20 protein-coding genes and 1 tRNA gene are annotated in these 18,481 nt (G+C 69.6%); 10 read left to right on the top strand and 11 right to left on the bottom strand.

What is annotated here, in order from left to right:
- The first annotated feature begins 87 nt into the window (after positions 1–87).
- Positions 88–243, top strand: a complete 156-nt coding sequence (locus tag BM066_RS26555; RefSeq protein WP_177218508.1) for a hypothetical protein — start codon at positions 88–90, stop codon at positions 241–243.
- A 59-nt stretch (positions 244–302) separates the two neighbouring features.
- A complete protein-coding gene (locus tag BM066_RS19710; RefSeq protein ID WP_255367660.1) occupies positions 303–587 on the top strand; it encodes a hypothetical protein in 285 nt (94 codons plus the stop codon).
- Between the two features lie 10 nt (positions 588–597).
- Here the strand turns inward: BM066_RS19710 and BM066_RS19705 are convergent, their stop codons facing one another.
- From BM066_RS19705 to BM066_RS19685, 5 genes are all read right to left on the bottom strand, one after another.
- Positions 598–1,131 carry a VanZ family protein gene (locus BM066_RS19705; protein ID WP_089930036.1) on the bottom strand — a complete coding sequence of 178 codons (534 nt, stop codon included), beginning with the start codon at positions 1,129–1,131 and terminating at the stop codon, positions 598–600.
- A 332-nt stretch (positions 1,132–1,463) separates the two neighbouring features.
- Positions 1,464–3,242 carry a M1 family metallopeptidase gene (locus BM066_RS19700; RefSeq protein ID WP_089930035.1) on the bottom strand — a complete coding sequence of 593 codons (1,779 nt, stop codon included), beginning with the start codon at positions 3,240–3,242 and terminating at the stop codon, positions 1,464–1,466.
- A gap of 113 nt (positions 3,243–3,355) precedes the next feature.
- Positions 3,356–3,916 carry a demethoxyubiquinone hydroxylase family protein gene (locus BM066_RS19695; protein WP_089930034.1) on the bottom strand — a complete coding sequence of 187 codons (561 nt, stop codon included), beginning with the start codon at positions 3,914–3,916 and terminating at the stop codon, positions 3,356–3,358.
- Position 3,917: 1 nt separating this feature from the next.
- The gene (locus BM066_RS19690) at positions 3,918–4,505 is read right to left on the bottom strand and encodes a disulfide bond formation protein B (protein ID WP_369823255.1); all 588 of its coding nucleotides are present in this window, start codon (positions 4,503–4,505) and stop codon (positions 3,918–3,920) included.
- Positions 4,502–5,107, bottom strand: coding sequence for a YqaA family protein (locus tag BM066_RS19685; protein ID WP_089930033.1), 606 nt, complete (start codon positions 5,105–5,107; stop codon positions 4,502–4,504). Before BM066_RS19685 ends, BM066_RS19690 begins: the two co-directional genes overlap by 4 nt.
- A gap of 161 nt (positions 5,108–5,268) precedes the next feature.
- On the opposite strand from BM066_RS19685, the gene BM066_RS19680 reads away from it, so the two are divergent.
- Both BM066_RS19680 and BM066_RS19675 read left to right on the top strand, forming a co-directional pair.
- On the top strand, positions 5,269–5,520 hold the full coding sequence (locus tag BM066_RS19680) for a DUF3297 family protein (protein ID WP_018112969.1): 252 nt from the start codon (positions 5,269–5,271) through the stop codon (positions 5,518–5,520).
- A 5-nt stretch (positions 5,521–5,525) separates the two neighbouring features.
- The gene (locus BM066_RS19675; protein ID WP_018112968.1) at positions 5,526–5,948 is read left to right on the top strand and encodes a hypothetical protein; all 423 of its coding nucleotides are present in this window, start codon (positions 5,526–5,528) and stop codon (positions 5,946–5,948) included.
- On the opposite strand, the gene BM066_RS19670 is transcribed toward BM066_RS19675, so the two are convergent.
- Positions 5,945–6,127, bottom strand: a complete 183-nt coding sequence (locus BM066_RS19670) for a DUF3606 domain-containing protein (RefSeq protein ID WP_018112967.1) — start codon at positions 6,125–6,127, stop codon at positions 5,945–5,947. The two genes, BM066_RS19675 and BM066_RS19670, sit on opposite strands and share 4 nt — an antisense overlap.
- A 107-nt stretch (positions 6,128–6,234) precedes the next feature.
- Between BM066_RS19670 and BM066_RS19665 the strand changes: the two genes are divergently transcribed.
- The 3 genes from BM066_RS19665 (at position 6,235) to BM066_RS19655 (ending at position 8,027) form a co-directional block, all read left to right on the top strand.
- Complete coding sequence (locus BM066_RS19665; RefSeq protein WP_089930046.1) at positions 6,235–6,486, top strand: hypothetical protein; 252 nt, start codon at positions 6,235–6,237, stop codon at positions 6,484–6,486.
- A gap of 67 nt (positions 6,487–6,553) precedes the next feature.
- Positions 6,554–7,318, top strand: a complete 765-nt coding sequence (locus tag BM066_RS19660; RefSeq protein WP_018112963.1) for a hypothetical protein — start codon at positions 6,554–6,556, stop codon at positions 7,316–7,318.
- Positions 7,319–7,517: 199 nt separating this feature from the next.
- On the top strand, positions 7,518–8,027 hold the full coding sequence (locus tag BM066_RS19655; protein WP_018112964.1) for a MarR family winged helix-turn-helix transcriptional regulator: 510 nt from the start codon (positions 7,518–7,520) through the stop codon (positions 8,025–8,027).
- On the opposite strand, the gene BM066_RS19650 is transcribed toward BM066_RS19655, so the two are convergent.
- Entirely contained in the window at positions 8,024–9,022 is a 999-nt protein-coding gene (locus tag BM066_RS19650) for a P1 family peptidase (RefSeq protein ID WP_089930032.1), read from the bottom strand. The genes BM066_RS19655 and BM066_RS19650 overlap by 4 nt on opposite strands.
- A 148-nt stretch (positions 9,023–9,170) precedes the next feature.
- On the opposite strand from BM066_RS19650, the gene BM066_RS19645 reads away from it, so the two are divergent.
- Positions 9,171–9,255, top strand: a tRNA-Leu gene (locus BM066_RS19645).
- Between the two features lie 246 nt (positions 9,256–9,501).
- On the opposite strand, the gene BM066_RS19640 is transcribed toward BM066_RS19645, so the two are convergent.
- Genes BM066_RS19640 through kduI form a run of 4 tightly spaced genes read right to left on the bottom strand, consistent with a single transcriptional unit; the run spans position 9,502 to position 13,366 of the window.
- Positions 9,502–10,446, bottom strand: coding sequence for a DUF4861 family protein (locus tag BM066_RS19640; protein ID WP_089930031.1), 945 nt, complete (start codon positions 10,444–10,446; stop codon positions 9,502–9,504).
- A 28-nt stretch (positions 10,447–10,474) separates the two neighbouring features.
- Positions 10,475–11,236: a FadR/GntR family transcriptional regulator gene (locus BM066_RS19635; protein ID WP_089930030.1), complete on the bottom strand. Its 762-nt coding sequence runs from the start codon at positions 11,234–11,236 to the stop codon at positions 10,475–10,477.
- 40 nt (positions 11,237–11,276) lie between these two features.
- Positions 11,277–12,464 (bottom strand): glycoside hydrolase family 88/105 protein, encoded by a 1,188-nt coding sequence (locus BM066_RS19630; protein ID WP_089930029.1) that lies wholly within the window; start codon positions 12,462–12,464, stop codon positions 11,277–11,279.
- A gap of 47 nt (positions 12,465–12,511) precedes the next feature.
- Entirely contained in the window at positions 12,512–13,366 is an 855-nt protein-coding gene (gene kduI, locus BM066_RS19625; RefSeq protein WP_255367659.1) for a 5-dehydro-4-deoxy-D-glucuronate isomerase, read from the bottom strand.
- Positions 13,367–13,652: 286 nt separating this feature from the next.
- Here kduI and BM066_RS19620 point away from each other — a divergent pair, with 286 nt between their 5' ends.
- Both BM066_RS19620 and BM066_RS19615 read left to right on the top strand, forming a co-directional pair.
- Complete coding sequence (locus BM066_RS19620; RefSeq protein ID WP_255367658.1) at positions 13,653–16,046, top strand: TonB-dependent receptor; 2,394 nt, start codon at positions 13,653–13,655, stop codon at positions 16,044–16,046.
- A gap of 156 nt (positions 16,047–16,202) precedes the next feature.
- Positions 16,203–18,440 (top strand): transglycosylase domain-containing protein, encoded by a 2,238-nt coding sequence (locus tag BM066_RS19615; RefSeq protein ID WP_089930027.1) that lies wholly within the window; start codon positions 16,203–16,205, stop codon positions 18,438–18,440.
- The last annotated feature ends 41 nt before the right edge of the window (positions 18,441–18,481 follow it).

Raw genomic sequence — 18,481 nt, 5'->3', positions numbered from 1 at the left:
CTAGGAAACAATGCTTTCCAGCTCCGCTTGCATCGACTCGCCGTCGGACGGACCCAAAGGACAGGGGGCGCTCGACGGGAGGGTTCGATGCTTGGCAGTCCTTCGGCGCCGTCCGGCCCGACGCTTCACGAGCACGGGCGGGCGCTGTGCGTCAAACGTCGGCTGCGGTGGCTGCTGGCCGCCATGGCGGTGGCCAATCTCGTGCTGTGGTCCGTGGTGTTCGGGCTGTCGGGCGCAACCTAGGCGCCGCGTTGCGGGTTCTCTTCCCGACTCCTTCGGGCGAGGACTCGGGAGAGGACCCCATGATGTTTGGCCAGAAAAAAGAAGAAGCCGGCCGCCACTTCACGCACGGCACCAGCGCCTCGACGGCCGACATGGCCAGCGACGGCAAGGTCCGGCACGAGGACAAGCACTTCGACGCCCCGCATTCCCGCGAGGCGGAGACCCCGCTGACCGAGGGCGAAAAGCACGATCAGCTGGCCGAGAAGGTCGAGTGCTCGGAAAGCCGTCAGGAGGCCTTGCTGGACGAGGGGCTGGAGGAAAGCTTCCCGGGCAGCGACCCGGTCAGCGTCAAGCGCATCACCTGACGGACAGGGTTCAGGCCCGTCGCGGGAAGCGTCGGGCCGCCCGGCCGGCGAAGCTGGCCGGGTGATCGGCCGTCGCGCTGTCGGCCAAGGGCGGGGAGGCCGCCTTGATCACCGGCGCCAGGCGACGCCCGCCGCGCCGGCGGTCCTGGGCGGCGATGTCCGCGAAGCTCGCCGCGCCGCGCTGGCGGGCCAGGGCGCGGAGATTCTCGATATGGCTGGCCAGATAGACGACGCCCACCCCGACGGTGTCGGCCAGCAGGTCGCTGATCGAGGCGCTGCGGTCGGAGGTGAACATCTGGGCCACCTCGACGCTGGCCCCCAGCAGGACGGCCGCGATGGCCAGGTCGTTGCGGCGCATGCGGGGGAAGGCCAGGAACGAGACGGCGACCAGGCCGCCGAAGGCGATGGCGTGGGCCGCCTTGTCGTTCAGCCCGAACACCTGCTCCAGGCCCGGCCAGGGACCCAGCATCAGCGCCGCGGCGGTCAGGGCGCCGGCGACGAGGACGGCGCGGGCGGTGGTCACGACATGGTTGGGCGTCAGCATCGGCTTCCTGGCTCGCTGTGAGCCCAAAGCCTTACGGCGCCTTGGCCTACAAGCCGTGAAGGAACAGGGTCAACGGAAGATGACCGCGCGTTGATGCGCCCTAAACTTCGTCGTCCCTCATGCTCCGTGCCAGGGCTATCGCCTACGGCCAAAAAGCGGTTGTCATCTCGGAAGAGCGCGTAGCGCGAAGATCCGGGATCGACGCCTGAGCGCAGGCGCTTCCGGCGGTCCCGGATCTGCGCCCGGCTTTCGCCGGGCTTGTCCGGGATGACGGCCCTTTTGGCAGCCAATCCATAGCGATGGCTCCGCCGACAGAGGAACGCTGGAGGCGTCTAGGGCTTTTGGGCCGACGCCTTCTTGGCGTCTTCGGCCTTCTTGGCGTCGTCCGCCTTCTTCCAGGCCGCGTAGTCCTCGAGATACGGCTGGCGGCGCAGGATCTTGGACGCCGGGTCGACGATCACCGGCACGGTGTCGCCCACCTTGATGCGGCCGGTGTCGTCGGTCATCGGCGCGGTGACGATTTTGTCGCCGACCTTGACCTCGACCGGCATCGGGAAGGCCTTGCCCGACGGCGTCCTCCAGCTCAGCACCAGGTCGTCGCCGTCCCGGGTCTGCAGCAGTTCCGGCAGCTTGGCCTGGTAGAAATAGGCGTCGAAGAACCACTGGTAGTCCTTGCCCGTCACGTCGTTGACGATTCGGATGAAGTCCTTGGTCGTGGCGTAGCGCGGCGCGAAATTGCCGGGCTTGGGATCAGGGCGGCCATAGACCAGGATACGCACGGCCTTGAAGAACGCCGCATCGCCGATCGTGGCGCGCAGGGTGTGCATGACGTTGGAGCCCTTGGCGTAGATGTCGTTCGCCGGGCCGCCCTCGGGCTTGTAGACCTGATCCTCGGTCATCACCTTGTCGGAGACGATCGGGAACAGGTTCTTGCCGCTCACCCGCTGGGCGTTCAGGCGGGTCATGTATTCCATGTCGCCGTGCAGCCATTGCGAATAGAGCGGCTGCATGTAGCTGCCCAGGCCCTCGTGGATCCACATGTCGTCCCAGTCGACATTGGTCACCTGGTTGCCGAACCATTCGTGCGACAGTTCGTGCTGGAACAGCCAGTCGTAGCCGTAGACGTCCTTTTTGTACTCGTTGCCGTAGGCGTTCATGGTCTGGTGTTCCATGCCCAGGTGCGGCGTCTCGACGACGCCCAGCTTCTCGGAGCGGAACGGGTAGGGGCCGATCATCTGCTCGAAGAAGTCCAGCGTGGTCGGGAACTCGGCGAACAGGGCCCGGGCCTTGGCCGGGTCGTCGCTCTTCAGGTACCAGTATTCGATCGGGAAGCTGTCGCCGAACCGGCTCTTGTAGACAGCCTCCAGCTTGTCATAAGGCCCGACATTGACCGCGATGGCGTAGGTGTCAGGCTGCTTCTGCCGCCAATGGAAGGTGCGCCAGCCGTCCTTCTCCGTGACGCCCATCAGCACGCCGCCGGCCGGAGCCGACAGCGGGGCGGGCACGGTGATGAAGAAGTCGACCAGCAGCGGCTCGCCGGTCGGGAAGTCGATGCACGGCCAGAACAGGTCGCAGCCGTCGCCCTGCACGGCGCTGGCGATCCAGGGCTCGCCGGTCGGGGCGGTCTTCCAGACGAAGCCGCCGTCCCAGGGGGCTTTTTCGGCTTCGTGCGGCTGGCCGGCGTAGCGGATCTGGACCACGGTCCTGGCCCCGGCGGCGATCGGGGCGGGCGGGGTGATGGTCAGGCGGCCTTCGGGATTGGTCCAGGCCGAGGCGGGCAGGGTCTTGCCGTCGACGATCAGGGCGCTGACCGCGAAGTTCCTGTCGAAGTCCAGGACGATGCGGGGCAGGGCGCTCTTGGTCGCCAAGGTCAGGGTGGCGTCGCCCTCGATCGCCTTGCGCTGCGGGATGATCTTCAGCTTCAGGTCGACATGCTCGATCGTCACCGCCGCTTCCTCGGTCGGCATCTGGCCGCCGGTGCCCAGGGTCAGGGCGGTGGTCGGCGCCGGCTTGGGCGGATTGACCGGGGTTGCGGCATGGGCGGCGCCGGCCAGCGCCAGCAGCGAAACGGCGCACAGGGCCGCGGCCCGGCGGTGAAACGGGATAGGCAAAGCGGAACTCCCCTCGCGACGCGATCTTTCGGCGACATGGGTAAGCGCGACCGCGCACGCCGCCAAGCGGGAAGTTTCAGGGACGGTTTTTCCGGCGTTCCGGCGAACGCCGGTCAGATTTTCTCGCTGATCTTGATCGCCGCGCGGCAGCCGGCGCGGATCACCGCCGACAGCAGCGGATAGGCCGGAGCCTCCAGGGCGCCTTCGCCGATGGCGATGTCCTTGTGGTGCAACTCGTCGTCGCGGAACTGGCTCAGCTCGGCCGCCAGCGACGGATCGCGCGCCTCCAGTTCGGCGATCTGGCCGGCATAGTGCTGCTCGATCACCGTCTCCACGGCCTCGGTGCAGGCGTGGGCGGCCTTTTCGCCCAGCAGGGCCGTGCCCGCGCCCAGGGCGAAGGCGGCGGCGCGCCAGACCGGCGACATCAGGGTGGGCCGCACCTGGCGCTCGCCCAGCAGCTCGTTGAAGCGGGTCAGGTGGACCTGCTCGTGGCCCTCCATCGCCTGGAGCTGGTCGGCGATCCGCTCGCGGCCCGGCGCCTGGCGCATCACCGCCTGCTGGCCGCGATAGATGTGCACGGCCGCCAGCTCGCCGGCCTGGTCGACCCGCAGGATCTCGGCCAGGCGGGCCTTCTGGGCGCCGAGACCGGGACGGGGAGGGACGGGCTGGCTCATCTCAGGCGGCCTTGGGCGAGGTCTGGGGGCGCAGGCCTGCGAAGAACGAGGCGATCGCCAGGCCCAGCGAGATCACAGCGTTCCAGCCGGCCATGGACAGGCCCAGGAAGATCCACACGGCCTTGTCGCAGGACGGGGCGGCGATCTTGGCCCCCTTCAGCATGGCCACCAGGTCGTCGGCCGAGGCCGCGCCGCCGGCCGCACAGGCGGCCGGGCCGGGCCACCACTTCCACTCGGCGCCGGCGTGATAGGTCGCCAGGCCCGCGCCATAGAGGAAGCCCAGGCCGATCAGCAGGATCAGCGGCCGGCGCACCCGGTCGGCCCAGGCGGTGCGCGTCAGCACGGCGGCGGCCAGCGCCACCGCGCCGGTGACCCAGTAGACCTCGCGCTGCTTCAGGCACAGCAGGCACGGCGCCAGCTTGCCGAAGGTCTCGAAGGCGTGGGCCGCGCCCAGCATGGCGGCGCAGGCGAGGAAGGCCAGGACGGGCCATTGGTCGGCGATCCGGTCCAGCGGACCGCGCGCCGCTGGCGGCGCGGACCCGGCGGGGCGGGCTTCAGCAACCTTGTCCTCGACGTTCTCGATCGTCATGCCGCGCATGCTCCGCCACCGCTTCCCCCCAAGAAGTGGCTCGCCGTGAGGCCGATGACAAGCAGGGCGATCAGGATGCCCGCGAACAGGGCCAGGCGCCTCTCGATCACCGGCATCATGGCCGGGCCGAACTTCTTGACCACCAGGGCCACCAGGAAGAAGCGCGCGGCGCGGGTGGCGGTCGAGGCGATGATGAACATCGGGAAGCTGAAGGCCGCCAGGCCCGAGGCGATGGTCACCAGCTTGTAGGGGATCGGGGTCAGGCCCTTGGCCAGGATCACCCAGACGCCGTACTGGTCGTACCAGCACTTGAACTCGGTCATGCCGCCGGCGTGGCCGGTGACGGTCATCAGCCACACGCCCAGCGGCTTGAGGAAGAAGCCGATCGCATAGCCCAGGATCCCGCCCAGCACCGAGGCCAGGGTGCAGATCGCCGCGTAGCGCCAGGCGCGGTCCGGCCGCGCCAGCACCATCGGAGCCAGCATCACGTCGGGCGGCACGGGAAAGAACGAGCTTTCGGCGAAAGAGACGGCGAACAGGCTGGCCGGGGCATGGCGGGAGGCGGCCAGGCCCATGACCCAGTCGTAGAGGCGACGCAGCATGCGGACTCCGAAAATGAGGACGGCCGTAGCTAGCAGGCGGTCATGACGTTGTCGCGGCGCTTCGCGCGATCGCGCGCAATCCTATTGGAATTGCGGGCTTGGGTGGCTATCACGCCCGTTCGAGGGCTTCAGCCGTCCCAAATTCTTCGAAAGACCATCCCATGAGCGATACGCCTCCCGACCGCCTGGCCTCCAACCCCTCGAGCCCGCACTATGACGCCGAGATCCTCGAGCGCGGCGTGGGCATCGTGTTCAACGGCGTCGAGAAGACCAATGTCGACGAGTACTGTGTCAGCGAGGGCTGGATCCGCGTCACCGCCGGCAAGGCCGTCGACCGCAAGGGCAACCCGATGACCATCAAGCTGCAGGGCGAGGTCAAGCCCTACTTCCGCAACGACAACGCCGAGGGCTGAAGCCGATGGCCCCGCGCCGCCTGATCGACCTGCCCGGCTTCGCCGACCTGGAGACCCGGGCGCTGATGAAGCCGTCGTTCGCCGATCCGGAGGCGCGGGCCCAGTTCCCGGAGATCGACCAGCTGGCGCGCGACACCTTCGGCCTGACCGCCGACGAGGCGGCGCTGATTCCCGACCCGCCCGGCTGGGACGGCATCGACGTCAAGTCGATGCGCGAGCAGGCCGACGCGTTCGAACGGGAAGGCTGGGACGTCACCGACGATAAGCGCCGGCCGTTGCGGATCCTGGGCCACTTCAGCCATCCGCTGTGGCTGGCCCTGCGCGGCGTGGCCGGCCACCTGCCGTTCGCGCCCGAGCCGGAGGATTTCGATCCCTCGACCTCGTCCCTGGCGGCCGAGGCGGCGAAGTTCCGGCGGGACAAGCGTTAGCGCTTCTTGCCCAGCTCGGCGCCGATGTCCTTGATCGAATTGCCGACCTTGCGGTGGGCGGCGACCAGCTGGTCCTTGGTCACGCCCCAGCGCTTCATCCAGTATTCGACCTGATGGCGTTCGCGCGGATCCAGGCGATCCTCGTCGCGGAAGTCCCGCTTGCCCTTGGGAGCACCCATCGTCGCCTCCTTCGTTCTCCTGGCGGGCCTATCCCGCGCGGCGGACATTGTCGAGGCGGACGGCAGACACCGGAAAGGCGCCCATGAGCGATCCCGATCTCGAATCCATGGCCCAGGACGAGCTGGCGCGCGCCATGACCCTGACCTGGCGCGACCTGAACAAGGTGATTCCCTGGGGCGACACCTTCGAGGGCGTTTCGCCGGCCGGGCGCAATGTCGAGGTCGAGCGCAATTACCTGTGGGCCGAGCAGCCTGGCGGCGACATCCTGTGTGAAGTGGCCGTCTATGGCGGCCCCAGCCGCTACGACCAGGGCGCCCGGGCGCGCGGCGTGATTTCCCGGCCTTCCAGACAAGCTTGATCGTGCAAGCTGGGCCGTCATGCGTTAACCCTGGACTCCTGCTTGTCTGAATGCTGGAGGGGGTCCGGTGTACCAGTCAGAGTTTCCCGTCGACGCGCCGGTTCCGATCTTCGATCCCACCTTGCTGGCCGGCATCGCCCTGGTGGTCCTGGCCGTCGCCATCCTGACCTTCTATCTCGGCAGGCACGTGGGCGGGCGCGGCCGTGACGAGCGCTGGCGCGAGGTCCCCAAGACCGTTCACGAGGCGATCAAGGCCAAGTGCGTGGCGGCGACCAGCGCGCCGTCGGGCCAGCTGCTGCACAAGGCCCAGGACCTGGTCGAGGAAGTGCAGCGCCGGATCGGGCCGGTGCTGGCGTTCGGCGGTCCCTGCGCCAAGGCCCTGAAAGGCGTGACCGAAGCCCTCAAGGGCGAACCGGTCGAGAGCAAGCCCACGGACAAGCCCAAGGCCGGGCATTGGGGCGCCGAAGGGGGCAAGAAGGACGACAAGCCCGGCCTCGACGACGGTCATGCCGGCCATGGGGGCGGCCACAAGCCGGAGGCCGAGCTGGAGCTGGCCGCGGCCAATGTCACGATCCTGGGCGGCCAGACCCTGGTCCTGACCGGCCCCCGCCCGGGGCATGAATCCGGCCACGGGCACGACGCGCCCAAGGAAGACGCGCCGAAGGTTCTTGACCACAAGGACTATTCTCGCCAAGTCCGCATGGCTGTTGTGGAATTTTCCGATTTCTGGAGCCGGGGCGATTGTCTCAACGAACTTCAACGCTGCCAGGCGGTGCTGACCCGCACCGAGCCCTTGCACAAGGCCGGTCACAGGGGCGCGGAGGAACACTGATCAGGCGGTCGCGTTTTGGGGCGGCGCCCCTTCGCTGGGCGTCCGAAGGATCGAATGCACAACCACCAGGCGAAATGTCCGCTTTCCTGTCCCCAGGCTTGGCCGTGATTGAGCGGGGCCGGCGCGCCGCGCCAGATCGGGCCTTGTCGACGCGAGCGACCGCCAGAGTCGCGGGCGTAAGGAGGACGAAAGGAAGGCCATGGCCGCGACGGTCTCACCCATGACGCAGTTCCCCCCCGAAGGCGCCCCCGAGCATGTCTCGCTGGCCGACTATCTGCCCTACCAGCTGGTGATCGCCGCCAATGCGGTGACCCGGCTGATCTCCCGGGCCTACGAGGACCGGTTCGGCCTGACCATCCCGCAGTGGCGGCTGATGTCGGTGCTGGCCGAGGGGCCGCTGACCCAGCAGGCCGCCGTCGTGCGCACGGCCATGGACAAGGTGCGCGTCAGCCGCGCCGCCCAGGACCTGGTCGAGCGCCGCCTGGCCGTGCGGCTGAGCAACCGGGTCGACCGCCGCTCGCACAGCCTGGAGCTCACCGCCGCCGGCCGTCGCCTGTTCGCCGAGATCGTGCCCCTGGCCCGCGCCTACGAGGCGGCTCTGCTGGCCGGCCTGGCGCCCAGTGAGGTGGCGACGCTCAAGCGCTTGCTGGGCCAGCTGGAGACCGCCGCCGGCACGCTCTACGGGGCCGACACCGCGCCGGGATCTTAAGTCGCCTCGAACACCCCTCGAGCGATGGCCCGGGCCAGGGTGTCGGCGGCCGCCGAGCCCAGACGGGCGATCGTCAGCGACCGCGCCGGGCCTTCGCCGATCCCGATCGCTTCGGACGACAGGGCGAAGACCACGTCGCCGTCGAACGGGGTGTGGGCCGGCCGGATGGCGCGGGCCAGGCCGTCCTGGGCCATCATCGCCAGGCGCGTGGCCTCGGCCGTGGTCAGGGCGGCGGTGGTCGCCACCACGGCCAGGGTGGTGTTGGCGCCGGCCGCGAACCGACCCAGGGCCGCCAGCTTGCTGTCGTCGGGCACGGGATCGACCGCGCGGGCCGAGGGATCGGGGACGCGCCCGCCGAACTCGCCGTCGATCTCGAACGGCCAGGCCCAGAACGCCTCGCCGTCGGGCATATGGACCGACCCCACCGGATTGACCGCCGCCAGGGCCCCGACCACCAGGCCGTCGCCCAGGTCCAGCGAGGCCGAGCCGACGCCGCCCTTGCGCACCCCCGCCATGGCCCCGCGACCGGCCCCGACCGAGCCCAGCGGAAAGGCCTCGCCGGCCGCCGCGACGGCGGCCAGGCCCAGGGCGCGATAGGGCGGCTCCAGGCCCCAGGCCTTGTCGCCGCCGTTGCCCAGGTCGTGCAGCACCGCCCCGGGCACGATCGGAATGGCCGGCGAGCCCGCCGCCAGCCGGACGCCATGCCCCGCCGCCGACAGGGCCGCGACCACGCCGTCGGCCGCGGCCAAGCCGAACACCGAGCCGCCCGACAGGACGATGGCGTGGGCCCGGCTGAAAGTGTTCTCCGGCCGCAGCACGTCGCTCTCGCGAATCCCCGGCCCGCCGCCGCGCACGTCCACCGCCCCGACCCAGCCCCCGGGGCAGAGCAGGGCGGTCACTCCGCTGCGCACGGCCTCGTCGGTGGCGTGGCCGACCGTCAGGCCGGGCACGTCGGTGATCAGGTTGCGCGGACCGGGACGGGGAGGATGGGGCAAGGCTCGAGGTCTCCTGCGGGCGCGCGGAGCATCGGCCAGCCGCATCGCGAAGGAAAGCCGGCGCGTCGCGCTGAAAAGCGACGCTGGAACTTCCCGCGGGGCTTTGCTAGACAACCCCTCCTTCGCCGACCTTGCGTCGCCGCGAAGCGCGGGCGTGGTGAAACTGGTAGACGCGCCGGACTCAAAATCCGGTTCCGAAAGGAGTGTCGGTTCGACCCCGACCGCCCGCACCAACCTCTTCTGAAATCACGACCCCTTCCCACCCCGCGGCCGCCAAGTGGCGACCATCAGGGCGAGGGTGGCGGCGCCAAGGGCGGCCAGGGTGGCCCAGTCGACCACAAGGGCGGCCGTCGATGCGGAGACGCGCACCGGCCGTTTGGTCGCCGCCGCTATCGCTCGTGATCGCTTGCCCACGGTGAACTCGTCCGTTCGCGCCTCTCCGGGGAGCGCGCTCGAACGGCCTGCGGTTCCGCCAAGTCTCAGTGCGTCGGGTCGAAGTCCGCCTTCGCCGATCGGACATAGGCTTCCCAGCTGGCCCGGTCGTGGAAGTCCAGGCCTTTGTCCCAGGCCGCGCCCATGTAGTAGACGAACGGCTTGCCGGGCTCGACCTTGACCAGGACCAGGTAGTTGTCGGCGTCCTGGCGTACCTCGACCAGGGCCTTGGGGTCGACCATCAGGGCGACGCCCATCGTGCCCTTCACCGGATCCGTCGGCTCCCAGTACGACACGCGGCCCGCGCCCAGATCCTTGGTGAACACCCCGCCCGCGCCGTTGTGGGTCGCTTTGCGCTTGCTGACGCCGATGCCGACCACCAGCGGGCCGGGCTTGTCGGAGCCGATCGTCGAGACCATCCGCGTGAAGTTGGTCCCCAGCGGCAGGGTGAAGGTGCGGGTTTCCCAGACCTTGCGGTCCACGTCGACCGGCCAGGGGGCGTAGGTGACCTCGAACTGGGCGACGTCGTCGCCGGTCTGGAGGATCTGGTAGGTCTTCCAGTTGCGCGAGGTCCACAGCTTGTTGTCCTGCCACACGCCCAGGCCGCCGGCCCCGCGGAAGGTGTTGACGTCGTAGAAGTCCAGGCCCTCGCCATGGAAGGTGTGCTGGTCGCCGGTGCGCAGCTGGCGGTCCATGAACGGCCAGCGGACGCTCTTGCCCCAGGCGTCGATCCCCGAGCTCGAGGGCGGCTCGGCCGCCTCCAGCGCCGGGCCGTAGATGCGGTGGGCGGTGCGGTCGTTCTCCCACAGGATGTCGTCGTAGCGGTAGTCGGCGTGGACCACCACGGCGCGCGGCTTGCGGCCCTCGGCGTCGGGCCGGGGCAGCGGCTTGACGATCGGCGGCATCACCGGCGGGCCGCCGGCCTGGGCCGCGGCCAGGGCGGGCGCGGCGAGCGCGACGGCCAGGGCGAGGCGAAACAGCGGCTGGGTCATCGGGCGGCCTCGTGACGGCGGGAGGGGGTCAGATCTCGGTGCGGCGGGCCAGTTCGCGGCGCTGCTCGGCCATTTTCTGGCGGGTCTGCTGCAGGGCGTCGAGCTCGGCCACGGCCAACAGGTCGTCGATCACCTGGGCCAGGTGGGTGTGGATCGCCTGGCGGGCGGCTCTGGGGTCGCGCTCGCACAGGGCGGCGACGATCCGGCGGTGCTCCTCGACGACGTCGCCGCCACCGTGGGCGCGGGCCCGCCGCAGCATGGCCACGCAGGCCGGCGACTGCTGGCGCAGGGTCCACAGGTCCTCGACTCCGGCCTCGATGGCGGCGTTGCCGGTGGCGCGGGCGACCGCCAGGTGGAAGTCCTGCTCCAGCCGCTCGACCTCGTCGGGGGCGAGGCCGCGGGCCATCTGGCCGACGATCTGCTCCAGCAGGGCCAGGTGCTCATCGGTGGCGGTGGCGGCCGACAGGGCGCAGGCCTCGCCCTCGAACAGCCGCCGCGCCTCGGTCAGCTCCAGGGCGCCGACCTCGACCTCGGCCGGATCGTCGCCCTCCGGTGCGGTCAGGGCGGTGACATAGACGCCCGAGCCCTGGCGCGCCTCGACCAGGCCTTGGAACTCCAGGGCGATCATGGCGTCGCGGACGGTCGGACGACTGACGCCGAAGTCGTCGGCCAGTTCGCGCTCGGACGGCAGCTTGTCGCCGGGGCCGTAGCGGCCGTCGTTGATCGCCGTGGCGATGGCCCGGGCGATCTGCTGGTAAAGCTTCTGGGGATCCGAGGCGCCGGTGGTCATGTCGGTGATCCTAGCGGGCGCTGGCGGCGGGGCAACAGCGTCACCGTTGGGCGGCGGCCGGCAGCCTGGACACCTCGCTGGCGGCCAGCAGGAAGGCGCCCACGCCGTACAGCTGGGTGTCGTCCGGCCCCACCTGGTCGGGCGCGGCGCCCACCCGCTGCACCCAACCCAGCTTGCCGTCCGGCTCGACCGCGGCGACCAGGGCGGCCCAACCCTTGTCGATCGCCGGGCGATATCGAGCGGCCGGCAGCAGGCCGTGGTTCACGCCCCAGGCCAGGCCGTAGACGAAGAAGCCCGTGCCGCTGGTCTCGGGGGTCTTCTGCGGCTCCAGCAGCGACACCGGCCAATAGCCCTGCTCGCCCTGCAGGGCGACGATCCTGGCCGCCATCTCCCTGAACAGCGCCTCGTAGCGCGGCCGGCTGGGATGGTCGCTGGGCAGATCCTGCAGGATGCGGGCGATGCCGGCGAAGGCCCAGCCGTTGCCTCGGCCCCAGAAGATCTTGGCGCCGGCGTCGCTGCGCTTCGCGATGAATCGGCTGTCGCGGAAATAAAGATGGTCGGCCTTGTCGTAGAGCAGATCGGTGGTCGCCCAGAACTCGCTGTCGGCATGGGCCAGATAGCGCGGGTCGCGGGTCGCCTGGCTCAGCGCCGCCCAGGCCGGCGGGGCCATGAAGATGGCGTCGCTCCAGCACCAGCGCGCCTGGCAGTAGGGATCCCCGCCCTCGGGCGGCTTGGCCTCGAAGCCCAGGTCGACGGTCGAGGGATCGGCCAGCACCGCGTCGAAGCGGGCGCGGGTCGGGGCCAGTTTGGCCGGGTCGCGCGTGCGGGCCGCCGACCAGATCCACACCGCGCCGGTGGCGTCGGAATCGGCGTGGCGCGGTCGATGGTCGAAGCCCCAGCCCTCGGCCTGGCCGTGGGCGAGGATGGCGTCGGCGTACCGGGGATCCTTCGAGGTGTCGGCGAAGGCCGCCAGGCCGATATAGAACGCCGCCTGGATCCAGTTGCGGCGGGCCTCGGCGTCGCGCCGGAACTGCGAGGCCGGGATATAGTCGAAATTGTCCATGTGCCCCAGCTGCCAGTCGGCCACGCGGACGCCGATCGCCAGGACGGCGGGGGCGGCCGGGGCCGGGGCGCTGGCCGCCGGCCTGGCGGGCGTCGCCGCGCAGGCCTGCAGCGGGCCCAGCAGGGCGGCCGTCGCCAGGAGCGTTCCGGTCAGGCGTCGCAACATCGTCTGGTCTCCCTAAGTGATCTTGTTCCTGTCTGTCCGTCCGAGCTCTAGCGGAGGTCGGCCAGGGTCAGGTGGTCCATGTCGTCGAAGTCCAGGTTCTCGCCGCCCATCGACCAGACGAAGCGGTAGTCCGCCGTGCCGACCCCGCTATGCATCGACCAGCTGGGCGAGAACACCGCCTCGCCGTCGTCCATGAACACCGTCCGGGGATCGGACGGCTCGCCCATGATGTGCATCACCCGGGCCGGGGCGACGTCGAAATACATGTAGATCTCGCTGCGCCGCCCGTGGGTGTGGGGCGGCATGGTGTTCCAGACGCTGCCGGTCTCCAGCTCGGTGAAGCCCATGACCAGCTGGCAGGTCTCGACGAGGCCGGGGCGGATGCTCTGGCGGATGACCCGGCGGTTGGCGGTCTTCGGGGCGCCGGCCTGGATCGCCCGCGCCTCGGCCTTGCGCACCCGTCGGCTGGGATGGGCGGCGTGGGCCGGGTAGCTGACGAAGTAGAACCTGGCCGGCGCGTCGATCGCGGCGCTGGCGAAGGTCACGGCCCGGACGCCGCGACCGACATAGAGGCTGTCCAGGTTGTCCAGGTCGTGGCGAGCGCCGTCCAGCTCGACCCAGCCGGGGCCGCCGATATTGATCACGCCCAGTTCGCGACGCTCGCAGAAATAGGCCGAGGCCAGGCGGCGGTCGGCGGGCAGGGGCAGGGGGACGGCCAGGGGCGCGGCCGAGCCGACCACGGCGCGGTCGACCTCGACATAGGTCATCGCGACCTCGCCGGGCTGGAACAGGTCGTCGATCACAAAGGCGTCGCGGATGTCCTGGGCGGTCATCCGGCGCAGGCCGGCGCGATCGGTGCTCGGGCGGATCGCCATCTTGGTCCGTGATGATGTGCGGATCATTCGCCCCTCGTTCTTGCGGCCAATTTGGCATTACCAATTTGTCGTTCAGTCGCAAGGCTAAATGACCATATTTCGGCGTCCTGCGTAAAGGTGTCATCGTCGCCGCGTTGCTGCACGCGTTGAAAGTTTTATTATTTCAGTATGTTAGATAGAAATCACGCCGATATCTCTACCTACTTGACAATTTATCATGCCGCTGGCCAATTTTGGTCTTACCAGATCGGGCGCTGATAATTGACCGGACTAACCGGCTGGCGCTGCGCGAGAAGCGAGGGGAGGGAAGACCATGAGAGCCATTCAACGCACCTTGTTGGCGTCCACGGCCATGCTGGCGGCCGTCGCCGCGTCCAGCGCCGCCCACGCCCAGGCGGCCAGTTCGGACCCGTCGGTCCAGCTGGAGGAAATCATCGTCACTTCGACCAAGCGGGCCGAGCGCCTGCAGGACGTGCCGGTGTCGGTGACCGCCCTGACCCAGGACGTGATCGAGCGCAACAATGTCCGCGAGCTGGGCGACGTGGTGAAGCTGTCGCCGGCGATATCGATCGACTACGGCAGCCAGCCGGGCAATTTCAGCATCAAGATGCGCGGCATCGGCACCTTCTCGAACGGCATCGCCGTGGAGTCGGATGTCGCGGTGGTCATCGACGACGTGCCGATCGGCTTCCAGGCCGCCGCCTTCAAGGACCTGATCGACGTCGAGCGGGTGGAGGTGCTGCGCGGCCCGCAATCGACCCTGTTCGGCAAGAGCGCCATCGCCGGCGTGCTGAACATCGTCACCGCTGCGCCCTCCAACACCTTCGGCGGCAAGGCCATGGCCCTGACCACCGACGACGGCGAGAAGCGCGCCGGCTTCACCGTCACCGGCCCGGTCAACGACACGGTGCGCATGCGCCTGACGGTCGCCAAGAGCGACTACGACGGCAACCTCAAGAACCTCACCACGGGCAAGAACGTCAACGGCAGCTCGGGCCTGACCGCCACCGCCAAGATCGAATGGACGCCGACCCAGAGCCTCAAGCTCAGCCTGGCGCCGCGGTTCAACCACAACGTCTCCAGCTGCTGCGCCAGCGCGATCACCGAGCTGACGCCGGGCCTCAACTACCAGGGCGAACCGGCCTTCCCGGCGACCCTGACGCTGCGCGGCATAACCTTCGACAAGAACAACCACTTCGTCCGGGCCGACGACCGCATCGGCGGCGGCAATTCCGAGGTGTTCGGCGGCACGGCCCGCCTGGACTACGACTTCGGCGAAGGCTCGATCCTGAAGGGCCACACCGTCTCGTCGATCACCTCGCGCGACCGCTGGAAGATGCGCGACTTCCAGGACATCGACGGCACCGACCAGCCGTTCCTGCTGGGCTTCCCGGTCGCCAGCCCGTCGGGCGTCAACAGCGGCGCGGTGATCAACGGCTATTTCCACGCCCGGTCGACGACCCAGGAGTTCCGCCTGACCTCGCCGGGCGCAGGCCGCCTGCGCTACGTGGCCGGTCTGTGGTACGCCAAGAACGACCTGGACCGTTACCTGAACCGCGGTCCGGTGCTGCAGCTGGCCCGCTACCTGGCGCAGAGCACCAACGAGAACTATTCGGCCTACGCCAACGCCACCCTCGACCTGACCGACAAGCTCAGCCTGACCGGCGGCGCGCGGATCAATCGGCAGAAGATCCGCTACACCTTCGACAAGACGATCTTCGCCAGCACCGCGCCGGGCGCGGCCACGACCCACCAACTGTTCGGCCGGTCCGACCAGGACGACGCCGTGACCGGCAAGATCGGCGTCCAGTACAGGTGGACGCCCGACATCATGACCTTCGCCACCTATTCGACCGGCTACAAGGGCCAGGCCTACGACCTGGTCAGCACCTTCGACGCCCGCATCGCCGCCCAGATGCCGGTGCCCCCCGAAACGGCCAAGAACTACGAGCTGGGCATCAAGAGCAGCCTGCTGGATCGCCGGATCTATTTCAACGCCACCCTGTTCCGGGCCGACTATCACGGCTTCCAGACCTCGGTGACGTCGTTCCTACCCGACGGCACCTTTCTGACCTTCCTCAACAGCGTCGGCCACCTGCGCACCCAGGGCCTGGAGCTGGACGCCGTGGCGCGGATCACCTCGAACTTCCGGCTGAACGGCGCTTTCGCCTATACCGACGCCACCGTGGTCGATTTCCCGAACGGCCCCTGCTACAGCGGTCAGCCGACCACGGTCAGCGCCGACCCGGCCTTCGTGGGCGCGCCCGGCGTCTGCTACAACACCCCCCGCACCAACGGCCGGGTGCAGAACCTGCACGGCAAGCGCCTGAACAACACCCCCAGGTACAAGTTCAGCCTGGGCGGCCAGTACGATATCGACCTGCCCGACGATGTGCCGTTCAAGGCCTTCGTCGGGGCCACGGTCCGCTGGCAGGACGACATCAACTTCGCGCTCAGCCAGGACCCGCGCACGGTCCAGAAGGCCTACGGCGTCACCGACCTGACCGTCGGGATCGCCGACCGGGACGGCAAGTACAAGCTGACCGCCTTCGCCAACAACCTGTTCGACAAACGCTACGCCCAGGGCCTGGGCAACGGCACGTCGGGCTACAGCAATCCGGCCATCCCGACGGCCCAGGGCAAGACCTGGTTCCCGGGCCGCGACGCGTTCCGCTACTTCGGCGCGCGCCTGGACGTGAATTTCTAGATCTCCCGAACCGGTCCCTCCGCTGTCGGCCGGCCCTGTCCCCGGGGCCGGCCAATTTTTTGCGCCATGGGACGCGGGGGCATCCGCTGGACGGATCGCCTGTGCTATGTGCCGCGCTCTTCCTGACGAACTTTCGCCCGAACGAGTGCGACCCGAATGTCCGACGCCGCCGACGACCGCGAACCCATCGATCCGCCGACCAAGGTCGAGGACGAGGCCGCCGAAGCGATCGAGGCGGTGACGCCCAAGCGAAAGGCCCGCAGGACCAGGGCCTCCCTCGCCACCGGTCAACCGGCTGGGCGGATCGCGGCCGACGCAGAGATCCCCGATCCGATCGCGCCAGAACGTCCGGAAGCGGCTTCACCCGCCGCCGAACCGGCCGAGGCCGCCGACCCGCCCGCCGCGGAAACCGCCGAACCGCCGTCCGCGCCGCCGCCGACCAAGCGGCCGATCTGGAAGCGCCGGCCCTGGCAGATCGGCGCGGTTGCGACCGTGGCGGTGGTGATCGCGATCATCGCCTCGCTGCTGTGGTCCCTGCCGCTGGGCCGGGCGCTGGAGCCCCTGGCCAACCCGACCCTGGTGATCGTGGCCGCCGACGGCTCGCCGATCGCCCGTCGCGGGTCCTACAAGGAAGCGCCGGTCGACGTCGCCAAGCTGCCCGCCTACGTCCCCGGGGCCTTCATCGCCATCGAGGACCGGCGGTTCTACAAGCATGTCGGCGTGGATCCGAAGGCGATCCTGCGGGCCGTGGGCGCCAACGCCAAGGCGGGCGGGGTGTCCGAGGGCGGCTCGACCATCACCCAGCAGCTGGCCAAGAACGCCTTCCTGTCCAACAAACGCACCTTCCGGCGCAAGATCCAGGAGGTGCTGATCGCTCTTTATCTGGACGCCCGCCTGTCCAAGGACGAGATCCTGTCGCGCTACCTGTCGTCGGTCTATTTCGGCGACGGCACGTTCGGCCTGGGCGCGGCCTCGCGGCACTATTTCGACAAGGCTCCCGAGCAGCTGACGGTCGGCGAGGCGGCGATGCTGGCGGGCCTGGTCAAGGCCCCGTCCCGCTGGGCGCCCACCGAGAACTTCGACGGCGCCAAGACGCGGATGAAGACCGTGCTGGGCGCGATGGTCGACACCGGGGTGATCACCCAGGCCCAGGCGACCCGCGCGGTCCAGGAGGTCCATGTCCAGGCGGGGCGCTCGAAGCTGCCCACGGGCTCCTACTTCGCCGACTGGGTGTTCCCCCAGGCCAAGGCGGTGTTCGAGAACACCTATGGCGAGACGGTGGTGCGCACGACGCTGGACCCCCGCCTGCAGGCCCAGGCCGAGAAGATCCTCGACCAGGCCATCGCCCGCGACGGCAAGGCGCTGAACGTCACCCAGGGCGCGATCGTGGCCATGCGCACCGACGGCCGGATCGTCGCCATGGTCGGCGGCCGCGACTACAAGGTCAGCCAGTTCAACCGCGCCGACGCCCAGCGCCCGCCGGGCTCGGCCTTCAAGCTGTTCGTGTATCTGGCGGCTATCCGCCAGGGCATGACCCCGACCAGCCCGATCCTCGACGCGCCGGTCCAGGTCAGCGGCTGGACGCCCAAGAACCACGAGGGCAAGTACGCCGGCCGCGAGGTGCCGCTGATCACCGCCTTCGCCGCTTCGTCCAACGTGGCGGCCGTGCGCCTGGCCCACGACATCGGGCGCGACCCGATCGTCAAGACGGCGCGCGACCTGGGGATCACCGACCCGATTCCGGACGACCTGACCCTGGCCCTGGGCACGGGTCCGATGAGCCTGGTGCGGCTGACGGCGGCCTATGCGGCCATTGACGCCGGCGAGGCGCCGATCATCCCGCACGGCCTGGCCGACTGGAAGAAGCCCGCCAACGTCCACCCACTGACCAAGGCTGAACTGGCCAGCATGCGCGACCTGCTGCGCTCGGCCACTCAGCGCGGCACCGGGATCGAGGCGGCGATCCCCGGCGCGTTCGGCAAGACCGGCACCAGCCAGGATTCCCGCGACGCCCTGTTCGTCGGCTATGTCGGCGACCTAGTGATCGGGGTCTGGGTGGGCAACGACGACAACAGCCCCATGAACGGCGTGGTCGGCGGCGGGTTGCCCGCCAAGATCTGGAAGAGCGTGGCCACCTACGCCGTGAACCGTGACGCCCCCAGGGCGGCCGAACCCGAAGGCGACGACGCCGTTTCGGCGGCCGAGGACCCGACGCTGTTGCTGAACCCCGACGGAACGCCGGTGGAGGGCGCGGTTCCGCCCAACGGCGAGGTCCCGTCGCCGGCCGACGCCGCGGCGCCGGCTTCCGACGCCCCGCCCGCCGCTCCGGTCATCGCGGTCCCTGCCGCGCCCGCCGCGCCGGCGGCCCCCGCGGCGGATCGGCCGGCAGGCTAAGGCCAGAACAGGTTGTCATCCCGGAAGCCTCGCAGAGGCTG

Source organism: Caulobacter sp. UNC279MFTsu5.1 (assembly GCF_900114015.1).
In the GTDB taxonomy this organism is placed as follows: Bacteria; Pseudomonadota; Alphaproteobacteria; order Caulobacterales; family Caulobacteraceae; genus Caulobacter.
The sequence above is the reverse complement of the archived record's forward strand: the minus strand, read 5'-3'. Positions and strand labels throughout refer to the sequence as shown.

What these genes read in the sequence shown, in the direction of transcription:
- BM066_RS26555 (WP_177218508.1), top strand. Translation starts at nt 88, where the DNA reads ATGCTTGGCAGTCCTTCGGCGCCGTCCGGCCCGACGCTTCACGAGCAC.
- BM066_RS19710 (WP_255367660.1), top strand. Translation starts at nt 303, where the DNA reads ATGATGTTTGGCCAGAAAAAAGAAGAAGCCGGCCGCCACTTCACGCAC.
- BM066_RS19705 (WP_089930036.1), bottom strand. Translation starts at nt 1,131, where the DNA reads ATGCTGACGCCCAACCATGTCGTGACCACCGCCCGCGCCGTCCTCGTC.
- BM066_RS19695 (WP_089930034.1), bottom strand. Translation starts at nt 3,916, where the DNA reads ATGAGCCAGCCCGTCCCTCCCCGTCCCGGTCTCGGCGCCCAGAAGGCC.
- BM066_RS19690 (WP_369823255.1), bottom strand. Translation starts at nt 4,505, where the DNA reads ATGACGATCGAGAACGTCGAGGACAAGGTTGCTGAAGCCCGCCCCGCC.
- BM066_RS19685 (WP_089930033.1), bottom strand. Translation starts at nt 5,107, where the DNA reads ATGCTGCGTCGCCTCTACGACTGGGTCATGGGCCTGGCCGCCTCCCGC.
- BM066_RS19680 (WP_018112969.1), top strand. Translation starts at nt 5,269, where the DNA reads ATGAGCGATACGCCTCCCGACCGCCTGGCCTCCAACCCCTCGAGCCCG.
- BM066_RS19675 (WP_018112968.1), top strand. Translation starts at nt 5,526, where the DNA reads ATGGCCCCGCGCCGCCTGATCGACCTGCCCGGCTTCGCCGACCTGGAG.
- BM066_RS19670 (WP_018112967.1), bottom strand. Translation starts at nt 6,127, where the DNA reads ATGGGTGCTCCCAAGGGCAAGCGGGACTTCCGCGACGAGGATCGCCTG.
- BM066_RS19665 (WP_089930046.1), top strand. Translation starts at nt 6,235, where the DNA reads ATGGCCCAGGACGAGCTGGCGCGCGCCATGACCCTGACCTGGCGCGAC.
- BM066_RS19655 (WP_018112964.1), top strand. Translation starts at nt 7,518, where the DNA reads ATGGCCGCGACGGTCTCACCCATGACGCAGTTCCCCCCCGAAGGCGCC.
- BM066_RS19640 (WP_089930031.1), bottom strand. Translation starts at nt 10,446, where the DNA reads ATGACCCAGCCGCTGTTTCGCCTCGCCCTGGCCGTCGCGCTCGCCGCG.
- BM066_RS19635 (WP_089930030.1), bottom strand. Translation starts at nt 11,236, where the DNA reads ATGACCACCGGCGCCTCGGATCCCCAGAAGCTTTACCAGCAGATCGCC.
- BM066_RS19630 (WP_089930029.1), bottom strand. Translation starts at nt 12,464, where the DNA reads ATGTTGCGACGCCTGACCGGAACGCTCCTGGCGACGGCCGCCCTGCTG.
- kduI (WP_255367659.1), bottom strand. Translation starts at nt 13,366, where the DNA reads ATGATCCGCACATCATCACGGACCAAGATGGCGATCCGCCCGAGCACC.
- BM066_RS19620 (WP_255367658.1), top strand. Translation starts at nt 13,653, where the DNA reads ATGAGAGCCATTCAACGCACCTTGTTGGCGTCCACGGCCATGCTGGCG.
- BM066_RS19615 (WP_089930027.1), top strand. Translation starts at nt 16,203, where the DNA reads ATGTCCGACGCCGCCGACGACCGCGAACCCATCGATCCGCCGACCAAG.